General features: G+C 71.8%; 9 protein-coding genes and 6 pseudogenes. 8 read left to right on the top strand and 7 right to left on the bottom strand.

Annotation, left to right across the window (positions count from 1 at the left end; genetic code table 11):
* Positions 1–376, bottom strand: a pseudogene (locus GTY84_RS08290) (GntR family transcriptional regulator); the annotation flags it as partial.
* A pseudogene (locus GTY84_RS33575) lies at positions 377–472 on the bottom strand (GntR family transcriptional regulator); the annotation flags it as partial.
* 199 nt (positions 473–671) lie between these two features.
* Here GTY84_RS33575 and GTY84_RS08285 point away from each other — a divergent pair.
* From GTY84_RS08285 to GTY84_RS08275, 3 genes and pseudogenes are all read left to right on the top strand, one after another.
* Positions 672–1,464, top strand: a pseudogene (locus GTY84_RS08285) (replication initiator); the annotation flags it as partial.
* Positions 1,464–1,691 (top strand): helix-turn-helix domain-containing protein, encoded by a 228-nt coding sequence (locus tag GTY84_RS08280; protein ID WP_161225492.1) that lies wholly within the window; start codon positions 1,464–1,466, stop codon positions 1,689–1,691. The pseudogene GTY84_RS08285 and the gene GTY84_RS08280, both read left to right, overlap by 1 nt.
* Positions 1,691–2,998, top strand: a pseudogene (locus tag GTY84_RS08275) (site-specific integrase). Before GTY84_RS08280 ends, GTY84_RS08275 begins: the two are co-directional and overlap by 1 nt.
* 102 nt (positions 2,999–3,100) lie before the next feature.
* On the opposite strand, the gene GTY84_RS08270 reads toward GTY84_RS08275, so the two are convergent.
* The 4 genes and pseudogenes from GTY84_RS08270 to GTY84_RS08255 all read right to left on the bottom strand — a co-directional run bounded on the left by GTY84_RS08270 (position 3,101) and on the right by GTY84_RS08255 (position 15,615).
* On the bottom strand, positions 3,101–3,856 hold the full coding sequence (locus tag GTY84_RS08270; RefSeq protein ID WP_161225491.1) for a barstar family protein: 756 nt from the start codon (positions 3,854–3,856) through the stop codon (positions 3,101–3,103).
* 100 nt (positions 3,857–3,956) lie between these two features.
* Complete coding sequence (locus tag GTY84_RS08265; protein ID WP_161225490.1) at positions 3,957–10,838, bottom strand: polymorphic toxin-type HINT domain-containing protein; 6,882 nt, start codon at positions 10,836–10,838, stop codon at positions 3,957–3,959.
* Between the two features lie 116 nt (positions 10,839–10,954).
* Entirely contained in the window at positions 10,955–14,548 is a 3,594-nt protein-coding gene (locus tag GTY84_RS08260; protein ID WP_345943364.1) for a LamG-like jellyroll fold domain-containing protein, read from the bottom strand.
* A 411-nt stretch (positions 14,549–14,959) separates the two neighbouring features.
* Positions 14,960–15,615, bottom strand: a pseudogene (locus GTY84_RS08255) (MerR family transcriptional regulator).
* Positions 15,616–15,746: 131 nt separating this feature from the next.
* On the opposite strand from GTY84_RS08255, the gene GTY84_RS08250 reads away from it, so the two are divergent.
* The 3 genes and pseudogenes from GTY84_RS08250 to GTY84_RS08240 all read left to right on the top strand — a co-directional run bounded on the left by GTY84_RS08250 (position 15,747) and on the right by GTY84_RS08240 (position 17,943).
* On the top strand, positions 15,747–17,327 hold the full coding sequence (locus tag GTY84_RS08250; protein ID WP_161225489.1) for an NAD(P)/FAD-dependent oxidoreductase: 1,581 nt from the start codon (positions 15,747–15,749) through the stop codon (positions 17,325–17,327).
* 66 nt (positions 17,328–17,393) lie between these two features.
* Positions 17,394–17,662 (top strand): annotated as a pseudogene (locus tag GTY84_RS08245) (short-chain dehydrogenase); the annotation flags it as partial.
* 89 nt (positions 17,663–17,751) lie between these two features.
* Positions 17,752–17,943 (top strand): hypothetical protein, encoded by a 192-nt coding sequence (locus GTY84_RS08240; RefSeq protein ID WP_161225488.1) that lies wholly within the window; start codon positions 17,752–17,754, stop codon positions 17,941–17,943.
* Between the two features lie 154 nt (positions 17,944–18,097).
* Here the strand turns inward: GTY84_RS08240 and GTY84_RS08235 are convergent, their stop codons facing one another.
* Positions 18,098–21,448, bottom strand: a complete 3,351-nt coding sequence (locus GTY84_RS08235) for a S41 family peptidase (protein WP_161225487.1) — start codon at positions 21,446–21,448, stop codon at positions 18,098–18,100.
* Positions 21,449–21,617: 169 nt separating this feature from the next.
* Between GTY84_RS08235 and GTY84_RS08230 the strand changes: the two genes are divergently transcribed.
* Together GTY84_RS08230 and GTY84_RS08225 are read left to right on the top strand one after the other, a co-directional pair.
* Positions 21,618–22,217, top strand: coding sequence for a TetR/AcrR family transcriptional regulator (locus GTY84_RS08230; RefSeq protein ID WP_161225486.1), 600 nt, complete (start codon positions 21,618–21,620; stop codon positions 22,215–22,217).
* Positions 22,218–22,325: 108 nt separating this feature from the next.
* On the top strand, positions 22,326–24,536 hold the full coding sequence (locus tag GTY84_RS08225; protein ID WP_161225485.1) for an MMPL family transporter: 2,211 nt from the start codon (positions 22,326–22,328) through the stop codon (positions 24,534–24,536).
* Positions 24,537–24,954 lie beyond the last annotated feature (418 nt).

The following is a 24,954-nucleotide window of genomic DNA, read 5'->3' as shown; positions in this document are numbered from 1 at the left end:
GTCGGCGTCTGCCTTCGTTCAGCCGGTCGTATAGGCGCTGGACGCTGGCGGCCTGCTCTTCGGGCGTGTAGTTGCCGCTGAGTCGCTTGCGTTGCTCCATGACGGCGCGCATGGCGTCGCGGTGGGCGGTGGCGGCTTCGAACTCGGCGCTGGCCTTGGCGAACCGTTCCTCGGCGGCGGCCAGTTCGGTCGCTACCTCGTCGTCGCTCTTTCCGCTGAGCTGCACAGCTTCCTCGTCCGCCCGGCGCTGCGCCGCCATCTCCTCCAGCCCCTCGTTGTAGCGCTTGAGGAACTGATCGCGCGGGCTGAGCTGGCGGACGAAGACGCCTCGGCCCTGTACGGAGTAGATCAGCCCTTCCTCCTTGAGGACCCGCAAGGCGTTCTGCGCGGTGGAGTTGGCGATGCCGTACTGGGCTTGCAGATCCCGAGCGGACGGGAGCTTGGCACCGGGCGCGAGTCGGCCGTCCTGGATCTGTTTGCGGAGTTCGTCCGCAGTCCGTACGTACGGGGGGCGTGGATCGTCAATGGGGCTGTCGGCGGTCTGCCAACCGCGCCGGAGGTCGCCGAGACCGGTGTATGCGGGATCGGGTTCGCCGGAGTCGGTCTCGTCGCCCGCTGCGGCCTCCGTCTCCGCCTCGGCCGACGCTTCCTGCGCGCGTACGTAGCTGCCTCAGCCTCAGAAGCGCGGCCTGGTCCACTTCCACGCCGTAATCCGGCTCGACGGCCCCGACGGCAGCACCCAGCCTCCACCCTCCTACGCCACTGTCGGCGTGCTCAGTGACGCCATCCGGGCCCGCCGCACCCCGCGCCTGCCTCTCCGTCGTCTCGGACGCGGTCGGGGAGCGCGAACTCGGCTGGGGCCCCCAGCTCGACGTGCGCGAGATCGCCTCCTTCGGTACCGACGCCGAACTGACCGATCAGGCGGTCGCCGCGTACGTGGCGAAGTACGCCACCAAGTCCGCCGACGCCTCCGGCACCCTCGACCGCGCCCTGTTCTGCCGCCCTTGCCAGGGACGCGGCGCCACCCTCCTGACCCACGGAACCCCGCTCCAGTGCACCGCCTGCGACGGCACCGGTCAGGCCCGGTCGTTGCCTCGGCTTGCCGTAGCACGTCACGTCCGGCAGATGATCCGCACCTGCTGGGAGTTGGGCAAGCTGCCCGAGTTCGCCGAACTCAAGCTCTGGAAGTGGGCGCACATGCTCGGCTTCCGGGGCCACTTCTCCACCAAGTCCCGCAGCTACTCCACCACCCTCGGCGCGCTGCGCGCCGCCCGCCGCGCCTGGCGCACCGAACAGGCCCACGCCCGCGCCGGCCTGCCCGATCCCAACCCGGACACCACCCTCGTCGTCGGCCATTGGACCTACATCGGCACCGGCTACAGCCCCGGTGCCACGCTCCTCGCCGCCCATGTCTGGCACCGCAAGGAACTGGAACGGCAGTTCACGGCCGAAGGGGGCTGCTGATGGCCTCGCCCCCGACCACCGTCCCCTGTGCGGAGGCGGCACCGGCGCTGGATCTGCTCACGGTCCCCCAGGTGATGGCCCGCCTCCAGCTCGGCCGCTCCGCCGTCTACAACCTGCTCCGCTCCGGCCAGCTCGCGTCGATCACCCTCGGCTGCGCCCGCCGCATCCCCGCTCACGCCCTCACCGACTTCATCCGCACCCGCCTCGACCAGGAAGCCGCCGCCTGATGACTGCACCCCGAGACACCCCCGCCTCCCGCCGTGTGCGCGCCAATGGCGATGGAGCCGTCTACCAGCGCAAGGACGGCCGCTGGGAGGCAGCCGGATACGTCCTCGCCCCCGGCGACACCCGCAAACGCGTCCGCGTCTACGGCACCACCAGGAAGGAGGCCCTGGCCAAGCTCACCGAGAAGATCGTCGCCAGCAACCGCGGCCTCTCCGTCCCGTCCGCGCAGGGCAGCGTGGCCGCGTACCTGACGTACTGGCTTCAGAACGTCGCCGTCCACCACCTCCGCGAGAACACCCACACCCGCTACGTTGCCTGCGTCAACCGCTACCTCATTCCCGGCCTCGGCAAGAAGAAGCTCACCAAGCTCACCGCCAAGGACGTCCGCACCTAGCTCAACCAGCTCCGCACCACCTGCCAGTGCTGTGCGCGCAGCATCGACGCCCGGCGTGATCAACCCCGCTGCTGCGCTACGGGAGCCTGCTGCCGCAAGCTGCTGTCCCCGCTGACGCTCACCTACATCCACTCCGTGCTCAAGTCCGCCCTGGAACACGCCGTCCGCGAGGAAGAGATCCCGCGCAACGTCGCCCGCAACGTCCGCACCGGCACCCCCCGCCCCCGACGCTTCGAACCCCTTACCGCCGACGAAGCCCGCCAGCTCCTCACCACCGCACAAGGTCACCGGCTGCACGCACTGTTCGAACTCGCCCTCCACACCGGACTCCGCAAGGGCGAACTCCTCGGCCTGCGCTGGGAAGACCTCGACCTCGGCTCGGGCACCGCCGCCATCCGCCGCACCCTTCAGCGCACCAGTGCCAGCGGGCTCACCACCCTGCCCACCAAGACCCGGGCCTCCGAACGCCGCATCGCCCTCCCCACCCGCTGCGTCCAGTCGCTGAAGCTCCACCGTGAGCAGCAGAAGCGCGAGCGTGAGTCCGCGGGCACGGCGTGGCAGCACAGCGGGCACGTGTTCACCACAGCGCAGGGCACACCGCTCGACCCGACCAACCTCACCCGCGCCTTCACTACGCTCCTCCGCAATGCCGGCCTCCGCTGCATCCGCTTTCACGACCTCCGCCACTCCACCGCCACCCTGCTCCTGGAACAGGGCGTCGATCTCGTCGTGATCAAGGAACTCCTCGGCCACGCCCACATCGGCGTCACCGCCGGCGTCTACGCCCACGTCAGGCTCCGCCTCCAGCGCGACGCCATCGACACCCTCGGCACCGTGCTTGTCAGCCGGGAGGCCAACGAGACGGCACGCTCCGACGGCGACGAACCGCCAATCTGTGCCGCCCGCGTCCACTGACGTTGCCGTCAACTACTGCCGTCAAGACCCACTGAAGGCCCACCAGGCATCGCCTGGTGGGCCTTCAGATTTGCACTCCTGATGTCCAGAAACCGAGCGCTTCTACCTGAGCTTCACATCTACGTCGAATTCTCTCAGAACGTCCATGACGGACGCCGACAGCGAGGCACCCATCCTCTCCTGCGCACCGGAAAAGTGTTCCCAGACCAACTCGAACGGAGCGCCAGCATTTCGGGACGACGCAAGACAGTCAGCAAGCCCGTCGAGAGTGGATCCAAAATATCCACCGGGGCCATTAACCGATTCACCAAGTGCGCAGTAGAAGCTACTTTCACCGAGAATCCGCCTGCCATCGACTACGCAGGTCTCTCCGACGCCGTACCTCTTAGCCGCATGACCAGTTTCGAACCAGGAGTTCTGAACCACATGGAGCCAGCTATCATGCGATTCGACGGGATACCTGGCCCATTCTCCATTCACGAGGGGACTTCCCGAAGCCCATCGACGCCAGATCGCACCCGCCGTGGCGTACGGGCAGGTATGGCCATAGAAGGTTGCAACAAAGCCGCCCTGCTCGGGGCTTCCCTCACCTTCGAACGTAGAGCGCAGCCCCACCCGCCCGATGTAATACGACCCGATCGCCTTGCCGAGCGAGTTGACCACGCGCAGCTCCACGTCGAACAGGTCCTTGCCGGGGCGGACCGGTTCTCGCGGAGACCCGTAGATCAAGATTTCCTCTGGCTGTGCGTGATCCGGCTCCACAAAGAACCCGCTAATTTCGCGCGCCGCGATAATGACCGTTCCGGTCTCTTCTTCGACTAGGTGATAGAGCGGAATAATCGAACCGCTTTTACTCATCTCGCACCTTCCAGCTGCTGACCAGGCGAATTCTAGCGGAGAGCCCGGAGAGGCTTGACGGTTACCTCTCCGGACTCTCCATTGTATTTACTTCTACCTACTACCACCCAGAGTCAGGGAAGTGGGGCGCACTGAAGGGCTTGATCGTCTTGTAGTGGTCGTTCGTCCATCCCATCACTACCCGACCATCGGGCAGGGTCTTCGCTAGAATCCGAGCGCTGTCACCCTTAGATCCGGGAACTCGATACTCCAAGGCACCGGCCCATCGCTTCTCGTGAGTCGCCCTGCCTTGGAATACCTTCTGCGCTCCCGTGGCAGGATCCGTCTGCGGAACGCCTCTCCCGGCCCTGATTTCGTCATAGGCATTGACGAAGTGCCTCGACATCCCCTGTGGAAGCGGATCCGACAGCTTGCCGTTAGGACAGCCATTGCTGTTGTGAACGAGTACCGGCGTCTCCCCCGCCAGCACATAGTACGTGTGCAGGTCATCGACCGTGAGGTTGTAGGTGCGGGCGTGGTCCGTGTAGGGGCGGTTTCCGGTGACGATGACCGTTTCGCCGGTGTCCGTGCGCAGGGTCATGCCCGGCTTGAGCCTGCCCGCGGGGATCCAGTCGCGTTCCGAGGGGGACCAGAACGGGTGCTCGTGGGTCGCGGTGAGTTTGTCGATGCCGTCCGGGGTGGCGATGGACAGCTCGTTGAACTGCTTGTCGTCCTCGGTGATGATCAGGTGCGTGACCTGCCGGGCCGCAGTTTCGCCGGTCGCCGGGTCGGTGGCGAGGACCTTGTCCCCGACCCTGACGTCCTCGATGTCCTTGGTGCTGCCGTCGGCCATCAGAACATCCGTGCCTGCGAGGAAGCACCTGTTGCACTTCTTATTGCCCTTGATCAGGTCGTCGACCCAGTTGGTTCCCTTCTTGACAGCGGAGTCCGGAATGAACTTCAAGGGCTTGGCCATGGGCAGATCCATGGCGGAGTTCACGCAGTGCTTCGTCCCGTCGCCGGAGCCGCACCGGTACCATTCCCGGGGGTCGGGGAGCAGCGAGGTGGCTACCCCCGTGACCTTCTTCTGGGTCTTGAAGTCGTAGGACTTGAACTTCGTCTTCCCGCTACCGGACGGCTGGTCCGGGCCCTCCCTTATGACGCTGTGAAGGTCGCCCGCCGCAGTGTAGTTGTAGCTGATGTATTCGTAGTGGGGCTTCCAGGTGCCGTTGGCCGAGGGTGTCAGCCAGTCGCGATACGTGTAACTCCCGTCCTGGCACCCGTACTCGCACAGGCCGATGGGCCGCAGCCCGTCGGGGTCGCTCATGCTGACCGGGCTGTTGTTGGCGTAGCTGTACCCGTTCATCGACTCCGGCTGTTCCGGACTCAGGACGGGGTCGACGCTGATGAACTGGCCGATGGACGGGTCGTACTGGCGGGCGCCGATGTGGGTGAGGCCGGTGGTGGTGTCACGGGTCTTGCCGAGGAAGCCCTTGTCGTCGGGCCACGGGCCGAACTGGGGTGTGCCGCGGTCCGCGCCGAAGGGGGTGGAGTAGCGCTTGGTGAACTGCTGGTCGAGCCGCTCGATGGCGAGGCTGGAGGTGCCGTGGTGGTTGCCGGTGAGGAAGGTGATCTTCTCGGTGCCGGTCTGGTTGGTGCGCAGCCCGGCGGTGATCCCGTCGGCGGCGTAGTAGCGCTGGGCCCAGGTGGTGCCGTTGGCGCGCAGGTGCAGTTCCGTGCTGCCGGCGTAGAGGACGCGTTCGCCGTTCTGGGTGGCGCGGATCAGGAGGTTGCCGTCGGCGCCGTAGAGGTAGTCGGTGGACTTGCCGCCCTCGGTGAGACGGCTGAGGCGGCCCTCATCGGACCAGGTCAGGCTCTGGGTGCTGCCGTTCGCGACGCCGGGGCGCTTGGTGGTGTTGCCCGTGGTGTCGTAGGTGTAGGTGCGCTGGGGACTGGCGCAACCGCTGCCGGTGGTGGTGCCGGTCAGGGTGTGCGGCTGGGCGGTGCTGGTGTAGCAGTAGGTGGTCTGGGTGTTCCCCGTGCCGGTGTGCTGGGTCTCGGTGGTGCGCTGGCCCGCGGTGTTGTAGGTGTAGCTGGTCCAGTAGGGGGCCGGACCCGAGAGCGCGGTGGCGCTGCGGGCGTCGGCGCACTTCCTGGAGGAGGGGGTCCACGCCTCGGTCAGACGCTGGTGGGCGTCGTAGGCGAAGCACTGGGTCTCGGCGCTGCTGGTGCCGCCCAGGGTCGTGGGGTCGCCGATCGAGGTGACGTTGCCGGTCTGGTCGTAGCTGTAGTTCAGGTCCTGCAACTGGTAGGGGTGGGTGAGGTCCTGGGTGTAGCTGCGGGTGAGGCGGCCCGTGCCCTCCTCGAAGCTGTTGGCCACGTAGACGCGGTCCGCGCCGGTGCCCCTGGTGAGCATCTGCGGCTGGCCCAGGGCCGAGTAGTCGATCGCCGAGAGGTAGACGCCGATCTCGGTGAGGTTGCCCAGACCGTCGTACTCCAGGCCGAGGATCTCGGAGGCCAGCCCGCCCAGTGCCGGGGCCTTGGTCTGCTGCACCTGGCCCGGGATGTTGTAGTGCGTCTCGAACGCCAGCGTGGCCGGCTGTCCGGCGACCACGAACGGGTCGCTCGCGGGCAGCCGCAACTCGCTCTTGATGGCCCGGCTCATGCTGTCGTAGGCGGTGACGGCCTGGGTGTAGGCGGCGCCGTTCTTCCCGCCGACGTAGCGGGTGGACGTGGAGGGCAGGCCCTTGAGCAGGGTGTCGTAGGTGAAGCCGGTGAGCTGGTTGGCGTCGGTGCGGGAACCGGCCCAGGTGCCGGTGACGCGGTCGGCCTCGTCGTAGGCGCTCAGGACCGTCTTGCCGCGCGAGTCGGTGGTCCCGGTGACCCGGTCCAGGGTGTCGTACTGGGTCGTCGACGTCCCGGTGTCCGGGTCCTGGGCGCTGGTCCGCCGGCCGAACAGGTCGTAGCCGTAGGCCCACTGGGCGCCGTCCGGGCCGGTGATGCCCTTCTGCCTGCCGTCGACGGCGTAGGTGAACTTCGTCGCCCGGTGGGAGACGCCGGGCCCGGTGCCGAAGTCGGCGTCGGCCGGGTTCACGCCCGCGTAGGAGCGGGTCTCCACGGTCCGGCCGCGGATGTCGGTGACCGTGCGCTGCGCCGAGCCGCCGGTCAGGCCGGTGGTGGCGGTGGAGTCACCGGTGTGGCTGGTGGTGGTCGACCACTTCTTCGTGCCGTTCACGTAGAGCGTGCTGACGGTCGGCCGCCCGGCGCCGTCGAAGACCGTCTCCGCCTGCCGGGGCGCGCGGCCGTACTCGGCGCGGGTGTAGGTGCTGTTGGGCGTCTTGGTGTTGTCGAAGATGTCCGCGTAGGTCTCGTGGGCGAGGCCGCGGGTGTCGTACCGGGTGTCCGTCAGCAGCCTGCCGCCCTGGGGGGTGGGGGACTGGGTCTGCAATGGTCTGAACAGCGAGTCGTAGATCGCGTAGCTGGTGTTGAAGGTCTCGCCGTCGTTCTTCAGGGTGCCGGTCGACACCCAGGAGGGACCGGTCTTCCTCAGCAGGTAGCCGAACTTGAGGTTCGGGGTCTGGACCCCGGCGGACCGGTTCGGCAGCCACACGTCGGTGACCCGGCCGAGCGCGTCGTACTGCTGCTCGGTCTTCTTCAGATTGGGGTCGTAGACGCGCAGGGGGAGTCCGCGCCGCGGGTCGATGTAGCTGACCGTGCGGAACTCCTTGGGGTCGGTCGTGATCGTCCTCGTCAGCGGCCCCGCGTCCTCGGGGGTGTAGGCGGTGGACGTGGTGCGGCCGGCCGTGTCGGTGACGGTGAGCGGGCGCCCGAGGGTGTCGTACGTGGTGGTCGAGACCGTCTGCCAGCCGGAGGCCGCGCGCCGCCCGTCGGTCCCGGCGGTCGCCGCGTAGCCGGTGGCGCGGCCGGCCCAGGTGACGTGGCCCTTGGTCGGAGTCTGGGTGGCGGACCAGGCCGTGGCGGTGGGGCTGTCGTACACCGCGGCCGTGTCGGACAGGACGTCTCCTGCGGAGCCGCTGCCGGTGGGCAGGTTCAGGCTCGCCTCCGCCGTCGAGCACTGCTTGGCGACGGTGCGGGTGCGGGAGACGAGGGAGGTGATGCCGAGGGCGGGGTTTCGGGCGTACCAGGTCAGCGTGCAGGCCTCGTCGCCGCTCAGACCGCGCTGGCCGAAGTCGTCGGCGGAGACGACCATGCCGAGGTCGTCGTAGCTCTGACTGGTCACGGCGGTCCGCCAGCTCTGGGAACCGGTCAGATACGTGCTCGTGTACACCGAGGACGGGCGGACCCACAGCGCCGGCTGGGCGGCCGCGCCCGGAACGGTCTGGGTGGCGGTGTTCTTGTAGGTGTAGTTGTGGAAGACGCTCTCGATGGGCTGGCTGCCGTTGTAGGTGAGCTGCTGGCGCAGAGCCCCCTTGTAACGGTCGCTGTCGGTCACGGAGACGAAGTCGACGTCCGTGTCGAGCAAGGGCGCGACGGAGACGGACTTGGTGGTGCCGTCCTTGTTCTTGTCCCCGTGCATGCCCTGCAGATAGAGCGAGACGGTCTTGGAGCGGGCGCCCCCGGCCGCCCCGGTGTACGCGGTGACCTGGCGGTAGCCGCGCCAGTCGGACCAGGTCCGTTCGTCGCTCGGTATGAACGGTTCGTCGTTGTGGTGCCAGGCCGCGCCGCTGTAGGAGTAGGCGTACTCCACGGCCGGGTTCGTGGCGGCGGCGTCGTGGACGCCGACGGCGGTGACGCGGTACTTGTGGAACCAGTCGATCGCGGCGTCCTGCGCGCCGTTGATGTGCCAGAACTGCGGGTAGCAGGAGCGGGTGTTGCTGTCCGGCGAGGCTCCCAGGACCTCGCTGCGCCGGCACTCCGGGGCCGACAGGGTCACCTCGGTGATCGCGCCGGTCTCCGAGGTGATGGTGGAGATGCGCGGACGGGTCAGGGGGAGGATGTCGTCGGTGCCGTCGACCCGGTTGGGCCGCAGCTGGTAGGTGAAGGAGATCGGTTCGAGGGCGATGCTGGTGTCGCCCGCCTTGGCGGTGCGCTTGAGCGACTTCAGGGTGAGGACCTGGTCCGAGCTGTCCCCGATGTCACCGCCGTCCAGGAACGCCTCGGTCAGCGACCAGGAGTCGACCGGGTCGTAGGCGCTCGTCGTGGCGTTCAGGGAGAAGGTGCTGATGCCGGTCAGCCGCTTGCGGGAGAAGAACGAGGGGCCCGCGCTGTCGCACGTGTCCGCGTCCTTGGCGCAGATCGCGTCGAACGGCACGTCCGGCCAGTTCTCCGAGGTGGCCTTGGTGAGGCTTGTGCAGTCGGCGGCGGTGCAGCGCTCGGCGTGGGTGAAGGTGACCTTCGCGTCGGCCTGGTCGGTGAACAGGGCGCCCTTGCGCAGTCCGTACTCGATGCGGGCCAGGTAGCCGCCGCGGGTGTAGGAGGCGCTCGCCTTGGCCGACTTGTTCTTCTTGTAGTAGTTCGATTCCTTGGTGTACCAGTACGTGGCCGCGTTGCCGCCGGTGTCCTCCACGTAGTCGAGGTTCCAGCGCCAGGCCTGGGTCAGGGAGCGGTTGGCGAAGGCGCTTCCGGCGGAGTAGCCGGGTTCGCCGGAGTCGTCGCCGAAGACCGGCACGGTCCAGGTGGAGTTGGTGCGCTGGTCCGCGGCGCCGTCCAGCTTGTTCCGGCCGAAGACGTACGTGGTGCCGTCCCCGGTGACGACGGTCCAGTACTCGCCGTCGTCGTCGCCGTTGACCGCGCCCGTGGACCGGGTCACGGTGGAGGCGTCGTCGTTCTCCAGGTGCCAGACACCGCTGGTGTTGTCCTTGATCAGGCGGGTGGACCGGCCGTTGAGGACCAGGCGCGCGTTGTCGTACTTCCAGCACTTGTCGAAGACGTCGGCGTGGCCGTCGTCGTCGCAGGACTGGTAGGTGCGCTCGATGTAGGACTCGGTGAGCCCGAAGCCCTCGCCCACCGTGGTGGTCTGGTTGTTGCTGGTGGCGGTGCGGCCGTCGACGCCGCCCGAGTCGTAGGACAGGGTCAGCGGGGGCACGGGGCCGGCCGCCGGGGGAGGCATCGTGAAGTCGTACGACCAGGTGAAGGAACCGGAACTGCTGCCGGCCTGCCAGGAGGAGGACTCCGCCAGCTTCGTCGCGGAGTAGTCACCCGTGCCCTTGGGGGACTGGCCGCCGCCGGCCGGGGCGGCCGTCACCGCCAGGACCGTCGCGCCGGAGGCGGTGTCCGCGCCGCCGGTGAGCCGGGCGGCGGAGGCGCCCGGTGCCGCGCCGAGGGGGACGGTCGCCGAGACGGTCCGCCCGGCGAGGCTGTTGTCGGACGCCAGGGGGGTCTGCTCGCGGCACTGTGCCCTGCCCGGTGTCGTCAGGGCGCAGTCGGGCAGTCGCACCAGCCGCAGCCGCTGCGCCCAGCCGCCGCCGATGGCCGAGGCGAAGCCGCCGTAGTCCACGCGGACCCGGGCGGTGCCCGGGGACCCGGCCGAGGCGGTCAGCAGCACGCCGGTGACCCCGGCGGCGCGGGCGGCCTTCTGGTCCAGGACGGTGACGCGGGCCTCGCCCGCCGCCGAGGGGGCCGCCGCGGCACGGGACGCGGGAGCCGCTGCCGGGACCAGGGAGACCGGGAGGCCGCCCGGCTCCGCCCCGCGGTGTGCGCCGGGCTTCAGCGTCACGGTGGCGCTGCCGCCGCCCGGCCAGCCCGCCCGGCGCTCCTTCCCCGCCCGCTCGGCCTGCCGCTCGTTGGCCGCGCGCTCCTTGTCGGCCCTGGTCCGCGCCGCGTTCGCGCCGGTGGTGTCGAAGGCCCTGACCTTCGTCACCGGGGACGCGGGGATCCCGGGACGGTCCAGACCCTCCGGTTCCGCCGCCTGCGCCACCTGGGCCAGCCCGGTCGGCACCACGAGTGCCAGGACGAGGGACTGCGCCAGGAGGCGGCCCCTGCCGCGCCGGGCGGCGTGCCATCGTCTCCTGCCCGTCTGTGATGTGTATATGCCAAATGACATGGTTATGTCCCCATCCTTCGATCGAAGAACACGCACACGCCGGTCCGTCGGCGCCGGCTTCCGTTCATCCGTTCCGGCGGGGCGGCCGTCGGCACGGCCGCCCCGCCGGAACGCCGTCAGTCGCCCACTGTCTCGGCGACCTGTTCATGGGTCGCCATGGCACCGGCCCACAGCCGTGCCTCGCTGATCCGGGCGGGCAGGAAGTGCTGCCAGGACCCCGCGGTGAACCCCTTGCCGACGGCGAGGTCCCCCGTGCCGGCCTTCGCGGTGAAGACCCGCGGGGCCCCGTCGCGGACACTGCTGAGATAGAGGCTGACCGTTCCCTCCCGGGCGTCGAGTACGCCGGTCAGCCGGACCGTGCCGTCCATCGCCGCCTCCTCCACGGAGGACGCCGCGCTGAACGTGCCGTTGGCGTTGAGGCGGCCGAAGCGCCAGAAGCCCTTGGCGACGCTCTTCTCCGTCAGCGTCTGCTCGTCGAACACGGTCGTGCTGCCCGTCCGCTCGTACCAGATCCCCCACGCCGAGCCGTCCGCGGTCCGCTGCCCGATGACCTGCCCGGTGTACCCGACCGGCTTGGCGAGGAGCTTGTCGCCGTCCAGCGCGGCCAGCGCGGTGACCGTGAACGATCCGGTGTCGTCCACCACCGGGCCGGAGGCGGTCGCCGCGTCGTTCACGCCGTCGAGGACGATCGACTCGCCGTCCAGCGCGGCGCCGCCCGCCAGCGTCAGCGACCTGCCGTAGCCGGAGGTGGTGTCCGCGACGGTGGTGCCGCTGCCCCGGTCGGCCGACCAGTCCGCCACCAGCTCCACGGCCGCCCGGCTGGGCGAGTTCAGCGGCTGGGCCTCGTCGGCGATCAGGTCGTCGGTGAGGGCCTGCTGCCAGGCGGTGACCTCGTCGATCGATCCGGCGAAGTGGTCCGTGTAGCCGCCGCGCCACAGCACCCGGCCGATCTGCAGCGGCCCCTCGGCCGCCCAGGACGCGGCGACCGTGGTGGCGCCCTGCTTCCGGCCGTTGACGTACAGGCGGATCTGCTTGGCCGGCGCGTCGTACACGGCGGCCAGATGGGTCCAGACCCCGCGCGCGGCGGGCTGGGTGGCCGTCACCTTCTGGGCGCTGATGTTGCCGCCGGCGTCGTCACTGGGCGACGTGCTGAGCGACCAGGTCTGGTCCGCCTCCCGGTAGGTGAGGTAGAAGCCGCTGTAGAAGGACCCGTTCTGGCCCAGGACGGTCTGGTTGGCCGCGACCCCGGGCTTGAGCAGCGCCCAGGCGGAGACCGTGTAGGAGGCCCGGGTGTCCAGCACCGGGCCGCCGGTGGCGGCGTAGGCGGTGGTGCCGTTGAGGGCCAGGCCCTTGTCGGTCACCGGGACCGCCAGCTCCGTGTCGTCGGGCTTGTGGGTGATCACCCCACGCCGGCCCCGGCCGTCCCGGGTCGCCCCGCCGGTCAGCGTGGCGTCGTCGCTGCCGTCGACGGTGGCGGAGTCGAGCGCGGCCCCCGACGCCTCGTCGAAGTGGTACAGGCCGACCGGTCCGTCACCCGAGTCGACCATGAAGTCGGTGACGGACTGCGCGCCCCACCCCAGTGAGTCCTTGGCCCGCACGTAGACACGGTGCAGACCGCCGCGGGTGGGCGTGATCCTCGCCGTGGCCGTCGCCCCCGTCAGCTCCGCCGACCAGGCGGCACCCGAGGACAGCTTGTACTGGTACGCGCTGTTGACGTCCCCCGTGGCGGGCTTGAAGGTGAAGGTGCTCGGCACCCCCGGTCCCCCGTGGGGGGCGCAGGCGTTGGTGGTGCACTCGGTGTACGGGCTGCCGACGGTGACCTTCGGCGGCTTCGGCGGCTGGGAGTCCACCCGGAAGTAGCAGTAGCCGTCGGAGACCTCGCTGTCCAGGTGGCTGGAGCCGTAGTACGACCAGGTCCACGCGTGGTAGCGGTACAGCTTGCCGTCCGTCAGCGGTGACCAGGTCAGCGACAGGGCACGCCCGTTGGCCACGTATCCCGTCGACGGGCCGAGCGAACCGGCGGCCGGAGGGGTGACGTCCGACCAGGACGAGTCGGCGTTCCGCACGTCCACGTCGAAGTAGACGCGCAACTGGGCACCGGACTCGCCGCCCGGCTTGGTCCGGGCCGTGGCCTTCAGCGTGGGCGTGGGGTCGGAGACGATCGCCGGGTCGGCGGCGCTGCGCTCGCACACCGGGGTCGTGCTGCTTCCCCCGCCCTGGAGGCCGAGGCCGGTGGGCTTGTCCGGGAGCCCGACGAACGAGACGGAGAGCACGGCGTCGTTCTTGAACCGCTTCCACGCCGAGGTGTCCGTCTCGTCGTGCGCGCGGATCTCCAGGGTGAGCCGGGAGAACTTGCCCGCCGCGAAGTCCCGCACGGTCGGGGTCAGGTTCTCGTCCGGCTCCTCCGGGTTGTCCTTGAACTCGATCGGGGCGTCCGGGGAGTCGGGGTCGCACAGCGAACCGCGTCCGGCCGACACGTACCGGTCGACCATCCAGTCCAGTTCCTTGGGCCGGGAGGCCCAGGTCGTGGCGGCGGAGATGTTGTTGGTGCGGACCAGGTCCACCCAGCGCGGCGCGCACTGGAACGCCCACGGCTCCGTGACCCGGAACACGGCGTCCAGCACCTTCTTGCCCTTCAGGTTGGCGGGCGAGAACTCGAAATAGAGCCGCTGCACATAGCCCGGGCCGCAGTAGTAGCCGGACCACGTGCCGCACTTGCCCGCGCCCTTGCCCTGGCCGTCGTCGCCGTTGCCCCAGGCGTAGGACTCGTAGCCGTCGCTGCGCAGCAGGGTGCGCTCCGAGCTTCCCCAGGCGACCGGCGGGTCGATGAAGAGCGGGAAGGCGTCGGGGGCGGTGGAGGCGAGCATGTCCGCGTCCGGGACCACGGAGAGCGAGTCCTGCGCGACCTCGACGCGCATACGGGCCACGGTGTCGCCCTGTCCCGGCTCCAGCCCGGAACCGGACGGCGCGCCCTCCGCCGGGTCGCCGGGCACGTCCGCCGGAGGACCGGCCGCCGTGCCCCGCGCTGCGGGCTCCCCGGGTGCCGGGGCGTCCGTCGAGGCCCGCCCCGCCGAGTCCCACATCCGGGCGGGCGGCGCCCTGAACACCGTGGTGCCGTTGCCGTCGACGGCGGCCAGACCGCCGCTCGCGTTCTCCCGGACCGCCAGGTTCTCGGTCTCCAGGCCGAAGGTGAGCCTCTTCAGCTCCTCGCTCGCCGCCGCGGCGGGGGTCTTGACGACCAGGACGTGCTGGACGCTCTCCGGGGTGGCCGTCAGCCGCAGGTCGACGTCCGGCAGCACCTCCGGGTAGACGGCGGTCGGGCCGTCCAGGACCGGGGCGGGCAGGGTGCCCGGCCAGTCCAGCGCCAGCGACGCGCCCTCGTTCCCGATCCGGGCCAGCGGCGCGCCGGCGCCGCCGCCGGAGAACACCATCCGCACGGCGGCGCCCTTCGGGCCCACCGTGCCGTCGGCCCGCCGCACGAGGGTCGCGTCCGGTGCCTGCCAGCCGCCCTCCGGCGTCCTGGCCCGCACCGGGACCGCCGACTCCTCCAGGGTGAACGTTTCACCGTCCGGGTTGGCGAACACGGTGGACCGCTCCGTGCGCTCCCCGGTCACCTCCACCCGCTGCCCGGACTCACGGGCCTCCTCCAGGGCCCGCTGACCCTCCGTCAGCGGCACCGGCGGCGGTGCCGTGTCGTCGGCCGCCGCCACCGCCCCCGGGACGAGGGCCGCGAGCAGCGCCGCGCAGAGCACCGCCGCGGTGCCCGCGGCCCGCGGGCCGCCCCGCCCGCCCGCACCTCTCCCCGGGACGGGCCTCCGCCCGGTCCGCCCGTCCCCCCACCGGGTCCACATCTCCACCACACCCCGTTCATCAGATTCTCATCTTGTTGCCCTCGGTAACTAACTCTGTACGGAGGGGCGAGGTCAACGGGAATAAAACGGTCACAGGGGAGATGAGTTCCGAGACGGACTGTGAAGAAATCGACGTTTGAGCGAGGTTGCACTCCAGGTGATCACGTTTTGGTCACATGATCGACTCGGCGGGGTCGACTTCGCCCGCGCTGCCGGTTCCCGGACGCCGAACACCGTTGCCTTTAAAGGGTGTTCTTCGCGGCTCGTCGCTCACGGTGTGTCGCGGCCGGTGGCGCGCAGGCGGCGGTCCAGGGCCAGGGAGAGTTCCGCCTCGACCACGCTGCGGGCCGGCGGGCGCAGGCGGCGCGGGTCCCGCTCGGGGGCGTGGCGGAGGATCAGGTCGGCGAAGACGCCGGCGAGCGCCTCGGCGTGGTCGCGGACGCGGCCCCGGCGTCGAGGACCTCGGCGAGCGGGACACCCTCGCGGACCAGCGCCGAGGAGGCGTCCGGCAGTCGGCGGCTGATGTGGACGAGTTCGTCGCCGTCGGGGCCCGGGTGTCCTAGGCGCGTCGCCGCGGCGCGGTCCTCCGGGGTGACCCCGCCCTCGAAGCGGGCGGCCGGCTCCTCGGGGGTGAGGCGGACCGGGGTCTCCTCGGCCGGCCCGCCCAGGCCCAGCAGGTCGCCCACGTCGCGGCCCTGCTCGAAGGCGTCGGCCGGCTCCGCGATGCCGCTCAGGGTGTGCCTGCGCTCCGGCAGCGCCGCGATGGTGCGCAGCCGGGCCAGATGGCGGGCGTCGTACCAGGCGACGCGGCCCTCCCGGCGGGGCGGCGGGAGCAGCCTGCGCTCCCGGTGGAAGCGCAGGGTGCGCACCATGACGCCGGCCGGCCGGGCCGGCTCCTCCATGCGGTACTCGCGCTTCTCGGTCACGCCCCGACCTTGGAATGCACCGACGGCAACCTTCGCCGGACGGGCCCCTGTTCATCGGTACGGAGCTGCCCCGCGCTCCCATCGTGCCAGTATTCACCGGCAAGGTTCTGGGAGACCCGGGAGGCTTCGGAATGGCCGAGCACGCACAGGTCCACGGACACGTGAGGGTGGCGGTGATCGGCTCCGGCTTCGGCGGCCTCGGAGCCGCCGTCCGTCTGCGCCGCGAGGGGATCACCGACTTCGTCGTCCTCGAACGGGCCGACGCCCTCGGCGGCACCTGGCGGGACAACAGCTACCCCGGATGCGCCTGCGACGTACCGTCCCACCTCTACTCCTTCTCCTTCGCGCCGCACCCCGACTGGCCGCGCTCCTTCTCCGGGCAGCGGCACATCCGCGCCTACCTGGAACGCGTCGCCGACACCTTCGGCCTCCGCCCCCACCTCCGCCTCGGCGCCGACGTCCGCCGCCTGGCCTGGGACGCCGCACACCTGCGGTGGGAGATCGACACCGCCCGCGGCGGCCTCACCGCCGACGTCGTCGTCTGCGCCACCGGACCGCTCTCCGACCCCCGCGTCCCCGACATCCCCGGCCTCGGCACCTTCCCCGGCAAGGTCTTCCACTCCGCCCGCTGGGACCACGGCTACGACCTCAGCGGCAAACGCGTCGCCGTGGTCGGCACCGGCGCCTCCGCCGTCCAGATCGTGCCCGCGATCCAGCCCGACGTCGCCCGCCTCACCCTCTTCCAGCGCACACCCCCCTGGGTCATGCCCCGCGCCGACCGGGCCGTCAGCGGCGCCGAACGCGCCCTGCACCGCGCCCTGCCCGCCACCGCCCGGCTGCGCCGCGGCCTGCTCTGGGGCATCCGCGAACTCCAGGTCCAGGCCTTCACCAAACACCCCGACCAGCTCGGCCTCGTCGAGCGCGTCGCCCGGCGCAACATCGCCTCCGCCATCGACGACCCGGCACTGCGCGCCCGGCTCACCCCCCGCTACCGCATCGGCTGCAAGCGCATCCTGCTCTCCAGCACCTACTATCCGGCGCTCGCCCGGCCCAACGTCGACGTCGTCGCCGGGCTCGCCGAGGTGCGCGGCTCCACCGCCGTCGCCGCAGACGGCTCCACCACCGAGGTCGACGCCATCATCCTCGGCACCGGCTTCCACGTCACCGACCCGCCCATCGCCGAGCGGGTCACCGGCGCCGACGGGCGCACCCTCGCCGAGAGCCGGAGGGACGGGACGGGGTCCCTGCGCGGCGCCTCCGCCGCCGGCTTCCCCAACTTCCTGACCGTCATCGGGCCCAACACCGGCCTGGGCAACTCCTCCATGATCCTCATGATCGAGTCCCAGCTGAACTACCTCGCCGACTACCTGCGCCAACTCGACGTCCTGGGCGGGCGGGTCGCCCTCGACGCCCGCCCCGCCGCCGTCCGCCGCTGGAACGAGCGGCTCCAGCGGCGCATGGAGCGCACCGTCTGGAACACCGGCGGCTGCACCAGCTGGTACCTCGACGCGAACGGCCGCAACACCACCGTCTGGCCCGGCACCACCACCGAGTTCCGGCGCGCCACCCGACGGGTCGACCTCGCCGAGTACGAGGTGCTGCGCGCCCCGGCCGCCTCCGCCCCCCGGCACCCCGCCGCGCCGCGCCCCGCTCCCAAGGCCGGTCCCGCCCCCGGGAGCGGCCCCGCACCCGTCGAGGAGAGTGCCTCATGAGCAGGAACAGCCTGGACGGACGGGGCGCCGTCGTCACCGGTGCCGCACGGGGCGTGGGCGAGCCGCTGGCCCGCCGACCGCACCTGCCCGCCGGGCCCCGCCGTCGACCGGCTCGTCGAGGGCGTCGACGCCGCTCCGCCCACGTCCACGGGCCGTGGTGACCGCGGGGCATGCGGGGCGTGCGCGGCGCGCTGCCCGCCCTCGTCGGCACCGTCGGCCCGTGTGAGGTGCGCCGCCTCGGGGACCGGCTGTCCGGCGCGCGCACCGGACCGGTCGGCGCGGGCGGAACCGCCGACGAGCGGCACCGCCCGGAGTCCGCGACGGTGCGTGACTGATCGACGTGCGGACGGTCACCGGCCGTGTGAGTCTGATCGGGCCAGGCCGCTCCGGCCGGGCCCGACACCCCCCACAGAGGTGAACCCGCATGGGCATCAGGGAACAGTTCCAGGACAAGGCCGAGCGGCTCCAGCAGCAGGGGCGGCAGCGCGCGGAGCAGGCCCGCGACCAGTCCGGGGACCAGGCGCGCGACCGTGCCCGCCGCCGCGACGAGGACGAGGACGACCAGGCGTCCGGCCGTGCCGCCGAGGACCGGCTCAACAGCGACTACGACGCCTGACGCCCGTCCCAGGGGCGCCCTCCCGCCCGCGGAGGGCGCCCTTCCCCGTGCCCGGGGACGGGAGCGGGCCGGACCGGCCGACGGGCGGAACGCCGGGGAGCGGACCGCGGGGGAGAGACGGCCCGGCGTCCGGGTGGGCGGGTCCCGGGGGCCCTCACCCCCTGGGCGGCAGCGGCGGGCGGGAGCGGTCCGGCACGTCCCCGTGGTCCGGCGGCGTCGCCGGCGGACGCGTCTCCAGCAGCTCCAGCGCCAGCCGCACCGCCTCGTCCAGCACCGGGTAGCGCCCCTCCGCCCAGTCGAGCGGGGTGCGCAGCACCTCCACGTCCGGGGCGACCCCGTGGTTCTCCACGGACCAGCCGTACGCGTCGAACCAGGCCGCGTTCATCGGCACCGTGATCACCGTGTCGTCGCCCAGCCGGTGCCGCCCGGTCATGCCGACCACACCGCCCCAGGTGCGCTGCCCCACCACCGGCCCCAGCTCCAGCAACCGGAACGCCGCCGTGATCATGTCGCCGTCGGAGGAGGTCGCCTCGTCCGCCAGCGCCACCACCGGCCCGCGCGGGGCGTTGGAGGCGTACGACTCGGGCTGGGCGTCCCGCGTCAGGTCCCAGCCCAGGATGGTGCGGGTCAGCTTCTCGACCACCAACTCGCTGATGTGGCCCCCCGCGTTGCCCCGCACGTCCACGATCAGCGCGGGCCGGGACACCTCGCGGCGCAGATCGCGGTTGAACTGGGCCCAGCCGGAGCCGCCCATGTCGGGGATGTGCAGATAGCCGCACCGGCCCCCGCTCAACTCCCGTACCACCGCCCGCCGTCTGGCCACCCAGTCCTGGTAGCGCAGCGGACGCTCGTCGGTCAGCGGGACGACCGCCACCCGGCGGGAGGGGCCCGGCCCGCCCTCCGCCGGGGCGAACGTCAGCTCCACGGTCGTCCCGCCGGCCCCGGCCAGCAGCGGGGCGGGCCCCGCCACCGCACCGACCGGGCGGCCGTCCACCTCGGTGAGGACGGACCCCTCGCGGATGCCCGTGCCCGCCAGCGGCGAACGTGCCCTGGAGTCCGAGGAGTCGCCCGGAAGGATCCGGCGCACCACCCAGCGCCCCTCCCGGCACACGAAGTCGGCCCCCAGCAGCCCCTGCGGGCGCTGGTAGTGGACGGGGCCCTCGTTGCGCCGGGCGGCGGTGACATAGGCGTGCGAGGTGCCCAGCTCGCCCAGCGCCTCGCGCAGCAGATCCGCGAACTCGTCCGGCGAGGCCACCCGTTCGACCAGCGGACGGTACTGCGCCAGCACCCCGTCCCAGTCGATCCCGCACATTCCCGGGTCCCAGAAGTAGGCGCGGGTCAGCCGCCCCGCCTCCGCGAACGCCTGGCGCCACTCCGCCGCCGGATCGGCCTCGTGCAGCACGCGGCGCAGATCGATCCAGGTGGTGGAGTCCCCGTCGGCGGGCTCCGCCGCAGGCACCGCCCGCAGTTCGCCCTCGTCCAGCACCACCAGCCGGGTGCCGTCACCGCTGACCTGGAACCGGTCCAGGTGGTCGACCAGTTCGGACTTGCGTGCCGTGGCGAGCCCGAAGTGCTCCAGGGTGGGCAGCTCGCTCGGGTCGGCCGGATTGGCGAAGGTCTCCCCGAGCGCCCCCGAGATCGGCCAGCGCAGCCAGACCAGCCCGCCGCCGGCGACCGGGTGCAGCGCCGAGTACTTGGAGGCCGTCACCGGGAACGGGGTCACCCTGCTCTCCAGCCCCTCCACCTCGACCGTCACCGCACCGCCCTCCCCGGGCCCCTCCTCCAGCGGGTCCAGCCCCCCGGCCGCCGGACGCCCCTCGGGGTTCAGCGCGAACGGGGACGGCGTCGCCGACGACAGCGGCACCAGATAGGGGCGGCAGCCCAGCGGGAAGGACAGGTCGCCGGTGTGCACGTCGTAGACCGGGTCGAAGCCGCGCCAGGACAGGAAGGCCAGATAGCGGCCGTCACGGGTGAACACCGGGTTCTCGTCCTCGAACCGCCCGTCGGTCACATCCACGACGAGCGGCCCCCCGGGATCGTTCAGCCGGGCCATCCGGATCTGCCGCAGCGACCGCCCGATCCCGGGATGGGACCAGGTCAGCCAGGCCCCGTCCGGGGAGAACGCCAGGTCCCGCACCGGCCCGTTCGCCGACCGGACCAGCTCGACGACCTCCCCGCCCGCGTCCCCCTCGGGCGCGCCCGGCGCCCCCGGGTCCGTCGGACGGCCCGTGGCCACCGCGTCCAGCGCCTCCGCGACCTCCGCGTCGCCCTCCGACACGTCGAGCAGCAGCAGCCGCCCGTCGTGCGAGGCCACCGCCAGCCGTTCGCCCTCCGGGTCCGACACCATCTCCAGCACCCGGCCCAGCCGCCCCGACGCCGTCCGCCGGGGCGCCCGCCCGCCGGTCGCCCGGGGCAGACCGGCGATCTCCACGGCGTCCTCCCCGTCCGCGTCCGTCACGTACGCCACCCGCCCGCTCGCCCCGAGCATCTCCGGCAGCCTGACCCGTACGCCGGGGGTGTCGGCGATGGCGCGCGCCGGACCGTCGCGGTGGGTGAGCCAGTACAGGCTGCCCCGCACGACGACGGCGCTCGCCCGGCCCGTCTCGTCCACCGAGACACCGCCCACGTGCCGCGCGGCCGGCACCTGGTACGTACGGCGTCCCGCGCGCGGCCCGCTCAGCCGGACGTCCAGGCGGCGCGGCCGGGCGTCCGGCGCGAGGTCGTCCACGAGCCACAGGTCGCCCGCGCACTGGTACACCACCCGGGCGCCGTCGCTCGCCGCGTGCCGGGCGTAGAAGGCGTCGTGATCGGTGTGCCGGCGCAGACCGGAACCGTCGTGGGCGCAGGAGTAGAGGTTGCCGACGCCCTCGTGGTCGGAGAGGAAGGCGATCCGGTCGCCGACGAACATCGGGGCCTCCAGGTGCCCGCCGAGGTCCGCCAGCAGCCGCCGCCCGTGCAGCCAGAGCCTGCCGGTGGCGCCGCCCCGGTAGCGCTTCCAGGCCGCGGGTTCGTGCGGCGGGGTGCCGGTGAGCAGCAGGGTGCGGCGCTCGCCGCCGAGGTCCGCGGTCTGGATGTCGGTGACCGGGCCCCAGGGCAGCCTGCGGCCCGGCCCCCCGCCGGGGACCAGCTTGTACGCCCGGGTCAGATGGGAGAACGGCTCCCCCTGCGAGGCCACCGCGAGCACGGCGCCGTCCCCGGGGCCCGGTCCGGGCGGCGACCAGCCGCGGACCCGGGTGTCCGGGCTGCCCCAGTGGGTGAGCTGCTCCCCGGGACCGCCGTCCACCGGTACCAGCCGGACCTCCGGCGCCGGGCCGCGCCAACTCGTGTACGCGATGAGGCGGCCGTCGGGGGAGAAGCGGGGCGGGCCCGTCCTGGCCCGGTCGACGGTCAGCCGCCAGGCGCGGCCCGGGCCGTCGAGCGGGGCGAGCCAGAGGTCGTCCTCGGCCACGAAGCACAACCGGTCGCCGCTGAGGTGCGGAAGGCGCAGATAGCTCACCCGTCCCATGCTTTGCCGGGCCGGTGGCCCCGGCAACTCCGGAGTACTTACGGGTAGCCGACAACCGTGACCCAGGACACGTACGAAACCGTTTCGTTTCGTTTGGTGGCCGGGGTACATTACTCCTGTGCGCGACGGAACCGTCCGCACACGGGCCGGACACGGAGGGGAGAGCCGGATGGCCGAGGCCGCGACCGCACGCCGCACCCGGATCACCCCCGAGCGCGAGGCCGAACTCTACGAAGCCGTGCTCGACCTGCTCCGCGAGGTCGGCTACGACGCCCTGACCATGGACGCCGTCGCCGCCCGCACCCGCTCCAGCAAGGCCACGCTCTACCGCCAGTGGGGCGGCAAGGCCGAACTGGTCGTCAGAGCCATCCGGCACAACAAACCCGGCGAGATCAGCGAGGTCGACACCGGCTCGCTCCGCGGCGACCTGCACGGCCTGATGGCCCGCGAGGACGACTGCACCATGGCCCGGAACTCCGCGCTCATGCGGGGCGTGGCCATGGCCCTCCACCAGAACCCGGACCTGCGCCAGGCGTTCCGGGAACAACTGGTCGAACCCGAGATGGCCGAGTTCCGGCGGCTGCTGCAACGCGCCGTCGACCGCGGCGAGATCAGAGCGGACTGTCCCGCCCTGGACTTCCTCGTGCCCATGCTGGTCGGCGGTTTCGCCACCCGCACCCTGCTCGAGGACCAGCCGCCGACCCGCGCCTTCCTGGCCTCCTACATCGACGCCGTGATCCTCCCCGCCCTCGGCGTCCGCACTATCTGACCGACCCCCAGCTCAGCCCCACCTGACGCCCATCTGACGCCACCGCTCACGTCGTCGGGCCGATCCCCCCTGCCCCGAACCTCACGACCTGACCGGGAGAACGCCTCCGTGGCCACGTTCCTCTACAAACTCGGCCGGCTCGCCTTCCGGCGACGGCACTTCGTCGCCCTCCTGTGGGTGGCGCTGCTGACCCTCGCCGGAGTGGGCGCCGCCAGTGCCCCGCCCGCCGGCTCCACCTCCTTCTCCATCCCCGGAACGGAGGCCCAGAAGGCCTTCGACCTGCTGGAACAGCGCTTCCCCGGCATGAACGCCGACGGGGCCACCGCACGCGTCGTCTTCAAGGCGCCCGCCGACGGGAAGATGACCGACCCCGGACACCGGGCCACCGTCGAGAGGACCGTCGGCGAACTCACCAAGGGCGCCGAGGTCACCTCCGTCGCCGACCCCTACACCGGTGACGCCGTCAGCGAGGACGGCACCATCGCCTACGCCTCCGTCAAGTACGACGTCTCCGGCATGGAGCTGGAGGAGTCCACCAAGGACGCCCTCCAGGACGCGGCCCAGCACGCCCGCGACACCGGACTGACCGTCGAGATCGGTGGCGACGCCCTCCAGGCCGTCCCCGAGACCGGCGCCACCGAGGTCATCGGCATCGCCGTCGCCGCCGTCGTCCTCGTCATCACCTTCGGCTCCCTCGTCTCCGCCGGGCTGCCCCTGCTCACCGCCCTCATCGGCGTCGGCATCGGCGTCTCCACCATCACCGCGCTCGCCGGGGTCCTGGAACTGGGCTCCACCACCTCCATCCTGGCCATGATGATCGGCCTCGCCGTCGGCATCGACTACGCCCTGTTCATCGTCTCCCGCTACCGCGCCGAACTGGCCGAGGGCCGCGAACGCGAGGAGGCCGCCGGGCGCGCCGTCGGCACCGCGGGCTCCGCCGTCGTCTTCGCCGGCCTCACCGTGGTCATCGCCCTCGTCGGCCTGGCCGTCGTCAACATCCCGATGCTCACCAAGATGGGCGTCGCCGCGGCCGGCACCGTCGCCATCGCGGTCCTGATCGCCCTCACCATGATCCCGGCGCTGCTCGGCTACGCGGGCCGCCGCGTCAAGCCGGCCGGGGACGGGCTCCGGCTGCTCCGCCGCCGCGGCACGACACCCGACGCGCCCGCGCGGCCGGCCAGGGCCAACATGGGCACCCGCTGGGCCCGCTTCGTGGTCCGCCGCCCGGTCGCCGTCCTCCTGCTCGGCGTCGTCGGCCTCGGCGCCGCCGCGGTCCCGGCCGCCTCCCTCGAACTCGGCCTCCCCGACGACGGCTCCCAGCCCGTCTCCACCACCCAGCGCCGCGCCTACGACCTGCTCTCCCAGGGCTTCGGCCCCGGCTTCAACGGCCCCCTCATGGTGGTCACCGACGCCGAGGCCAGCGACGACCCCGAGGCCGCGTTCGCCGACGTGTCCGCCGCGATCAAGGACATCAAGGGTGTCGCCGCGGTCACCCCCGCCCAGCCCAACAAGTCCGGCGATACCGCGATCATCACCGTCGTCCCCGACTCCAAGCCCTCCTCCGTCCAGACCGAGGAACTCGTCCACGCCATCCGCGGCGCGGGCGGCGACATCACGGCGCAGAACGGCTCCGAGGTCCTGGTCACCGGCGCGACCGCCATGAGCATCGACGTCAGCCAGAAGCTCAACGACGCGCTCGTGCCGTACCTCGTCCTCGTGGTCGGGCTCGCCTTCCTCCTGCTGATCGTGGTGTTCCGCTCGGTCCTCGTCCCCCTGAAGGCGGCCCTCGGCTTCCTGCTCTCCGTGCTCGCCGCCCTCGGCGCGGTCGTCGCGGTCTTCCAGTGGGGCTGGCTGTCCGGCCTGATGAACGTCGAGGAGACCGGCCCCGTCATGTCGATGATGCCGATCTTCATGGTGGGCGTCGTCTTCGGACTGGCCATGGACTACGAGGTCTTCCTCGTCACCCGGATGCGGGAGGCGTACGTCCACGGCGAGAAGCCCGGCGAGGCCATCGTCACCGGCTTCCAGCACGGCGCCAGGGTCGTCAGCGCCGCGGCGGTCATCATGATGGCGGTCTTCGCCGGCTTCATCGGCTCCAGCGAGTCCATGGTCAAGATGATCGGATTCGGCCTCGCGATCGCCGTCTTCTTCGACGCGTTCATCGTGCGCATGGCCATCGTCCCCGCCGTGCTCGCCCTGCTGGGCAAGCGGGCCTGGTGGCTGCCGAAGTGGCTGGACCGCGCCCTGCCGAACGTGGACGTCGAGGGCGAGGCGCTGGCCGAGGACAGCGGCGACAAGCGGGAGCTGGTCGACGCGTGATCCGTCTGAACTGACGCGCGCGAGGACCGTCCGCCGTCGCGGGTGGGTGCGGGCCGCTCCCGGTCACCGGGGGTGGCCCGTGCCCGGTTTCCGCACCCTGGGAGGCTTTCGCACCGTACGGAGATTCCGCACCGTACGGGGTTTCGCGGGCCGGTGGCTTCGGGGGGTGGTCGTGGGGGCCGCCCGCTTCCCTGCCAGGGTCGTGCTTCCACGGGCCGCGTCAAGGGCGCTGCGCGTCGCCTGCGGCGATGGCCCTGCGGGCCACCCTTGACCCGGCCCGCTCCAGCACGGGGAAGAAGCGAGCAGGCGGCCCGGGGGGAACGGGTGTCCCACCGCCGGCCACCCCGGCCCCGGCTCCCAGTGACCCGGCGACACGGGACGCGACAGCGCCCCGCAAGCACGCCACGCCGTCTCAGCG

This window comes from Streptomyces sp. SID8352, from assembly GCF_009862265.1.
Lineage (GTDB): Bacteria > Actinomycetota > Actinomycetes > Streptomycetales > Streptomycetaceae > Streptomyces.
Note: the sequence above shows the minus strand (reverse complement) of the source record. Positions and strands in the feature narration are given on the sequence as shown.

Coding starts and splice junctions, on each gene's coding strand:
- GTY84_RS08250 (WP_161225489.1), top strand. CDS start 15,747: ATGGCCGAGCACGCACAGGTCCACGGACACGTGAGGGTGGCGGTGATC.
- GTY84_RS08265 (WP_161225490.1), bottom strand. CDS start 10,838: ATGTCATTTGGCATATACACATCACAGACGGGCAGGAGACGATGGCAC.
- GTY84_RS08270 (WP_161225491.1), bottom strand. CDS start 3,856: ATGAGTAAAAGCGGTTCGATTATTCCGCTCTATCACCTAGTCGAAGAA.
- GTY84_RS08280 (WP_161225492.1), top strand. CDS start 1,464: ATGGCCTCGCCCCCGACCACCGTCCCCTGTGCGGAGGCGGCACCGGCG.
- GTY84_RS08230 (WP_161225486.1), top strand. CDS start 21,618: ATGGCCGAGGCCGCGACCGCACGCCGCACCCGGATCACCCCCGAGCGC.
- GTY84_RS08240 (WP_161225488.1), top strand. CDS start 17,752: ATGGGCATCAGGGAACAGTTCCAGGACAAGGCCGAGCGGCTCCAGCAG.
- GTY84_RS08235 (WP_161225487.1), bottom strand. CDS start 21,448: ATGGGACGGGTGAGCTATCTGCGCCTTCCGCACCTCAGCGGCGACCGG.